Source organism: Streptomyces hokutonensis (genome assembly GCF_042751305.1).
GTDB classification, from domain to species: domain Bacteria; phylum Actinomycetota; class Actinomycetes; order Streptomycetales; family Streptomycetaceae; genus Streptomyces; species Streptomyces hokutonensis_A.
Genome location: NZ_JBHYWD010000029.1, coordinates 63788 through 69806 on the forward strand (window position 1 = coordinate 63788; position 6019 = coordinate 69806).

6 protein-coding genes and 1 tRNA gene are annotated in these 6019 nt (G+C 68.6%); 4 read left to right on the plus strand and 3 right to left on the minus strand.

Annotation, left to right across the window (positions count from 1 at the left end):
• The first annotated feature begins 18 nt into the window (after positions 1-18).
• Together ACFXC1_RS44800 and ACFXC1_RS44805 are read left to right on the plus strand one after the other, a co-directional pair.
• Positions 19-93 (plus strand) — tRNA-Asp (locus ACFXC1_RS44800).
• A 560-nt stretch (positions 94-653) separates the two neighbouring features.
• Positions 654-830, plus strand: coding sequence for a DUF6274 family protein (locus ACFXC1_RS44805; protein ID WP_381254504.1), 177 nt, complete (start codon positions 654-656; stop codon positions 828-830).
• Positions 831-1253: 423 nt separating this feature from the next.
• On the opposite strand, the gene bldC is transcribed toward ACFXC1_RS44805, so the two are convergent.
• Positions 1254-1460, minus strand: a complete 207-nt coding sequence (gene bldC / locus ACFXC1_RS44810; protein WP_003949541.1) for a developmental transcriptional regulator BldC — start codon at positions 1458-1460, stop codon at positions 1254-1256.
• A 511-nt stretch (positions 1461-1971) separates the two neighbouring features.
• Complete coding sequence (locus tag ACFXC1_RS44815; protein WP_381254507.1) at positions 1972-2817, minus strand: hypothetical protein; 846 nt, start codon at positions 2815-2817, stop codon at positions 1972-1974.
• A gap of 221 nt (positions 2818-3038) precedes the next feature.
• Here ACFXC1_RS44815 and ACFXC1_RS44820 point away from each other — a divergent pair, with 221 nt between their 5' ends.
• Complete coding sequence (locus tag ACFXC1_RS44820; protein WP_381254510.1) at positions 3039-4130, plus strand: Leu/Phe/Val dehydrogenase; 1092 nt, start codon at positions 3039-3041, stop codon at positions 4128-4130.
• A 274-nt stretch (positions 4131-4404) separates the two neighbouring features.
• A complete protein-coding gene (locus tag ACFXC1_RS44825; RefSeq protein ID WP_381254513.1) occupies positions 4405-4662 on the plus strand; it encodes a DUF3073 domain-containing protein in 258 nt (85 codons plus the stop codon).
• A 102-nt stretch (positions 4663-4764) separates the two neighbouring features.
• On the opposite strand, the gene purM is transcribed toward ACFXC1_RS44825, so the two are convergent.
• A complete protein-coding gene (gene purM, locus ACFXC1_RS44830; RefSeq protein WP_381254516.1) occupies positions 4765-5838 on the minus strand; it encodes a phosphoribosylformylglycinamidine cyclo-ligase in 1074 nt (357 codons plus the stop codon).
• Positions 5839-6019 lie beyond the last annotated feature (181 nt).

Genomic DNA, 6019 nt, shown 5'->3' on the forward strand with positions numbered 1-6019 from the left:
TCAAGTGCCGCGAAACCAGGTCCTGTGGAGCAGTTTGGAGTGCTCGCCACCCTGTCAAGGTGGAGGCCGCGGGTTCAAATCCCGTCAGGACCGCAGTGAACGACCAGGGCCCGCAACTCTCCCGAGACGCGGGCCCTACTCGTGCGCCCACCGGCAACCCCCGCGCCCGCCACCCCGTCAGGATGAAGACCGCGCCCGCGGCGCAGCCGCAATCGGATACAGCAAATCCCCTCAGGACCGCAGTGAACGACCAGGGCCCGCAACTCTCCGGAGACGCGGGCCTTACTCGTGCGCCCACCGACAACCCCCGCGCCCGCCACCCCATCAGGATGAAGACCGCGCCCGCGGCGCAGCCGCAATCGGGTACAGCAAATCCCCTCAGGACCGCAGTGAACGAGACCCACTTCCTTCGGGATGTGGGTTTTTTCGTGCGGCCACGGCGATCCGATCCGTCGACTCCGGCCGGCATTGCTCAGCCCGTTGGGGCCCCTCTGGGGGAGTTTGAGGACGAGGCCCCTTCAGGGCCGAAGCGGGGGTCTGGGAGCGCGGCCCCCAGGGACGGTGCCGGGCGCAGACGGTCCCCTTGACGCCGCCGCCGGCGCCCGGTACCCAGAAACCAGGCCCCGTTCCCGCAGGGCCACTGGAGGTGGCGCATGGCGGCTTCGGGCAGGCGTGAGACGCGGGCTCTGCTCCGTGCGCATCTGTCGGCCGCCAGTTCCTACCGCCATGTGACCCGGCACTGTCCGATCTGCCACCGCCTGCTGCGGCTGGCCCTGGATTCACCTCCGCCGCAGGAGCCTCAGGACGGTCCACCGGAGCAACTCCCCTAGCGCACATAGACCGTAGGCAACAAGTCCTCTGGCATGTGACGGGTGTCACCGCATAAGTTTTTGAAACGGTGGAACTTAAGACTCACCTACAACTGGTCAATTTAATATGTGCAATTGCACCCCTGTGAGCGATGGTCCACAGGAGATCCGACAGGCCTCCCCAGACTCCGACAAGGTCCCTCACAGGACCCCTCCCGAGGCGCACACGGACCCACGACCAGCCCACCGCCGGCCCACGACCAGGCACAAAAAAGATCGCGCTGGACCCGGCGGAGTCCAGCGCGATCTACGACGCACCCTGTGTTCACATGTCTAAGAGCGTTGGGCGTGGGCCCTGTTGGGGCAGAACCCGCGTCGCTTGGAGCTGTGCTGTCGGGCGCTTGACCGGTTGGGGGACCAGCCGTTTCGCCCTTATTCAGTTGGTCAGGCTTCGCTGCGCTGCTGCGGAATGCCCGCGAGCAGTGCACGGACCTCCGCCTCGCGGTAACGGCGGTGTCCGCCGAGCGTGCGAATCGAAGTGAGCTTGCCGGCCTTCGCCCACCGCGTGACCGTCTTGGGGTCAACACGGAACATCGTGGCGACCTCAGCCGGGGTCAGCAGCGGCTCGGCATCAGGGGTGCGAGCGGTCATGAGCGGCCTCCTCGGGAGAACCGAACCTTCTCGGTTCTTTCCTCTAAATTCTGCACCTTGACCCGCGTTGCCCGAAATGGCGGACGCGAGTCGAGTCGGTTATAGGACGAACGGCATGTCCTCGGCACTACAACTACACCATCTGTCCAACCGCTACGGCCAAACCGACGGAATTGCCATCCCAGGTGTCCATCAGCGACGGAAGCCGATGGACCATGCCATAACGGACAGTCACACCACTGTGACGATCAGTCACAGGATGATCAGGAGTCATCGAGACCCCCCAAAGCACGCAATGCTGAGATTCCGCCCACAACGGGACGGACAGAGTCCTCCCCGGACTCCTTGTCCTATTTTGGCATGAGGGCGGGCAAGGGGCGCAAGGGATCTGCACGTGCGATCCGTCACCCTTGACATCAATCGTCCGGATCGGGACCTACGTCCCGTGTTGACGAACCGTAAGAATCCTATGCGCACTTGTTCGAAGGTGTCAGCCTCGTCGGCCCGGGCGTCAGTTCGCCGAACGCCGGTCCCGGACCGACCGCCACCGCTCCACGAGCCGCCCGTACGCCTCGCCCGCCACCGCCCCGTCCCCAGTGCGCAGCGCCTCGATGCCCTCGTGGACGTCCGCCGCCGAGTGGTCGTCCGCCAGCTCGCCGGCCGGCAGGACGTGCACAAGGCCGCCGTAGTCCAGTTCCACCAGCGAACGCGGATGGAACTCCTCCAGCCAGCGCCCCACGTCCACCAGACCGTCGATCAGCGGCCCGTCGTCGATCGCGTCCTTCAGGGTCCGCAGCGCCCGCGCCGTGCGCCGCCGCGCCTGCACCATCGGGGTCCGGTAGCGGAGCATCGGCGGATCGTCCCCGGAGGCCTTGTCGTAGCGGCGCTCCTCGTCCCCGACGAGCACGAACCAGTTCAGCGGCACCTGCCAGGTCGCCGTGCGGATCCACGGCCGGGCGTCGGGGTTGCGGGCCAGCCAGCGCTCGTAGTCCTGGGTGGCCTGGTGCCGTACGAGCGGCGGCAGTACGGCGTCCAGGACCGACGGCGGAAGTTCCTCCGCGAGGTCTCCCAGGGCCTGCCAGCCGCGCAGCCGGGTGCGCCAGGGGCAGACGCAGACCACGCCGTCGACCTCCACCACGAAGGCGTCGGCACTCTCGTGCACCGGCACCGCGACCGGCGGGATGGGCAGCAAGTCGGCCAGGGCGCGGCGCAGTTCGTCCTGGTACGACGGACGGTCGGGCCGGCGGGCGTAGCGCGCCCAGTGGCCGCGCTCCGGCTCCGGGAAGGCGGCCAGCGGTTCATAGACCCGCAGATAGGTCGCGTACGGGACGATCACCGAGGACACCTTCTTGGGCACGCCTGCTCCCTCCCCCGCCGACCGTCAGGAAAACCTTCGGAACCCGCTCACAAACGGGCGGGAAAACTATGCAAATCGTCGCACGGCCACCCCCCTTCGGTAGGTGATCCTGAACACTGCACCGATGGCGGCGACACGCAGGCCCTACGCTCGTGCCACGGCACCCGCCACCCCTACGGGGCCTGTCTCCAACCGCCGCCACTTACCCAGGAGTCACCACAGTGACCGACGTAGACAACGGCGTCCTGCACACCCTGTTCCACTCGGACCAGGGCGGTCATGAGCAAGTCGTGCTCTGTCAGGACCGGGCCAGCGGCCTCAAGGCCGTGATCGCCATCCACAACACCGCGCTGGGCCCCGCTCTGGGCGGCACGCGCTTCTACCCGTACGCGAGCGAGGCCGAGGCCGTCGCCGACGCGCTCAACCTCGCCCGCGGGATGTCGTACAAGAACGCCATGGCCGGCCTGGACCACGGCGGCGGGAAGGCCGTGATCATCGGCGACCCGGAGCGCGACAAGACCGAGGAACTCCTGCTCGCCTACGGCCGGTTCGTGGCCTCGCTGGGCGGGCGCTATGTCACCGCGTGCGATGTCGGCACGTATGTCGCCGACATGGACGTCGTGGCCCGCGAGTGCCGCTGGACGACCGGGCGTTCCCCGGAGAACGGCGGCGCGGGCGACTCCTCCGTGCTGACCGCCTTCGGCGTCTTCCAGGGCATGCGGGCCAGCGCCCAGCACATGTGGGGCGATCCGTCGCTGCGCGGCCGTACGGTCGGCATCGCGGGCGTCGGCAAGGTCGGGCACCACCTGGTGGAGCACCTGCGGGACGAGGGCGCCGAGGTCGTGATCACCGATGTGCGCGAGGAGTCCGTGCGGCGGATCCTCGACAAGCACCCGACCGGCGTGCGGGCCGTCGCGGACACGGAGGCGCTGATCCGGGTCGAGGGGCTGGACGTCTACGCCCCCTGCGCGCTCGGCGGCGCCCTGAACGACGCAACCGTGCCGGTGCTGACCGCCAAGGTGGTGTGCGGCGCGGCCAACAACCAGCTGGAGCACCCGGGTGTGGAGAAGGACCTCGCCGACCGCGGGATCCTCTACGCGCCGGACTACGTGGTGAACGCCGGCGGGGTGATCCAGGTCGCCGACGAGCTGCACGGGTTCGACTTCGAGCGGTGCAAGGCGAAGGCCGCGAAGATCTACGACACCACGCTGGCCATATTCGCACGTGCGAAGGACGACGGTATTCCGCCGGCCGCTGCGGCCGACCGGATCGCCGAGCAGCGCATGCACGAGGCGGCCGCCGGGAACAGGTGAGCGGTACCCGCCGACGGGTACTTAGAGAGAACTCTCACGTCCGTCGGCGGGTCGCCTGCCAAGAAGTGGTTAAAATCGCGGTTGACCAGCGAGTACAGGGCACCTCGCGGGTCCTGGAGCCCGGCACGTGCTGCGGGCGACGTACCGTATGGGCGCGGGCTCAGGTACCGTGGAAGCCCTACGGACCGGTCTCTCCACGGAGAGTCCGTTCCAGATCATGAACGCGTGTCAAGACTCTGAGGCCACCGAGCCTCGTATCCGAGGGGGTCGAGCCATGGGGCGCGGCCGGGCAAAGGCCAAGCAGACGAAGGTCGCCCGCCAGCTGAAGTACAGCAGCGGCGGGACTGACCTCTCGCGTCTGGCCAATGAGCTGGGCGCTTCGACTTCGAGCCAGCCGCCGAATGGCGAGCCGTTCGAGGACGACGACGAGGAAGAAGACGACCCGTACGCTCAGTACGCGGATCTCTATAACGACGACGACGAGGACGAGGACGACGAGTCCGGTCCTACGCCGCAACGTCGTGGCGCTTGACACAGCAGCGTCCCTCGCGGTTTCCGCATAGCCGGAACAGCTGCACCTCACCCGGTCCGGGGCAACACCGCCGGACCGGGTTTTGTGCTGCCGTCGGTCAGCTCAGACCGCGTAGTCGCCGACCATGGCTGCGCCGGTCGCGTGGTCGCCGCGCTCGGTGATCTCGCCGGCGACCCATGCCTCGACCCCGCGGTCGGCCAGGGTCTCCAGGGCCACGTCCGCGGACTCCTCCGGGACGATCGCGATCATGCCGACGCCCATGTTCAGGGTCTTCTCCAGCTCCAGGCGCTCGACCCGTCCGGTCTTGCCGACGAGGTCGAAGATCGGCGCCGGGGTCCAGGTGGAGCGGTCCACGATCGCGTGCAGGCCGTCCGGGATCACCCGGGCGAGGTTCGCGGCGAGTCCGCCGCCGGTGACGTGCGAGAAGGCGTGGACGTCGGTCGTGCGGGTCAGCGCCAGGCAGTCCAGCGAGTAGATCTTCGTGGGTACGAGGAGTTCCTCGCCGAGGGTGCGGCCGAGTTCGTCGACGCGCGCCTCCAGGTCCAGGCCGGCCCGGTCGAGCAGCACATGCCGGACGAGCGAGTACCCGTTCGAGTGAAGTCCGGAGGCGGCCATCGCGATGACCGCGTCACCCGTGCGGATGCGATCCGCGCCGAGCAGCCGGTCGGCCTCCACGACGCCCGTACCGGCGCCGGCGACGTCGAAGTCGTCCGGGCCGAGCAGACCGGGGTGTTCGGCGGTCTCGCCGCCGACCAGGGCGCAGCCGGCCAGCACACAGCCCTCGGCGATGCCCTTGACGATGGCCGCGACACGCTCGGGGTGCACCTTGCCGACGCAGATGTAGTCGGTCATGAAGAGCGGCTCCGCGCCGCACACCACGATGTCGTCCATGACCATCGCGACCAGGTCGTGGCCGATCGTGTCGTAGACGCCGAGGCGGCGGGCGATGTCGACCTTCGTGCCGACGCCGTCCGTGGCGGAGGCGAGCAGGGGGCGCTCGAACCGCTTGAGGGCGGAGGCGTCGAAGAGCCCGGCGAAGCCGCCGAGGCCGCCGAGGACCTCGGGGCGCCGGGTCTTCTTCACCCACTCCTTCATGAGTTCTACGGCGCGGTCGCCGGCGTCGATGTCGACACCGGCAGCCGCGTAGGAAGCACCGGAAGCGGGACTCTCAGACATTGCCTGGGATCTTTCGGGTTGGCGGTACGGGGCTTACGGGCGACGGATCGCGTCGGCCGCGGCCGTGGGGGGGGGGGGGGGGGGGCGCGCCGTCGGAGAGAACAACCTGCGAGACGGCCCAGCGCGGGAGAGCGGACTCGAGCTGTCAGACCGCCGCCGAGAGACAGACCGAGAGGCTGAA

Coding starts and splice junctions, on each gene's coding strand:
- ACFXC1_RS44805 (WP_381254504.1), top strand. CDS start 654: ATGGCGGCTTCGGGCAGGCGTGAGACGCGGGCTCTGCTCCGTGCGCAT.
- bldC (WP_003949541.1), bottom strand. CDS start 1,460: ATGACCGCTCGCACCCCTGATGCCGAGCCGCTGCTGACCCCGGCTGAG.
- ACFXC1_RS44825 (WP_381254513.1), top strand. CDS start 4,405: ATGGGGCGCGGCCGGGCAAAGGCCAAGCAGACGAAGGTCGCCCGCCAG.
- purM (WP_381254516.1), bottom strand. CDS start 5,838: ATGTCTGAGAGTCCCGCTTCCGGTGCTTCCTACGCGGCTGCCGGTGTC.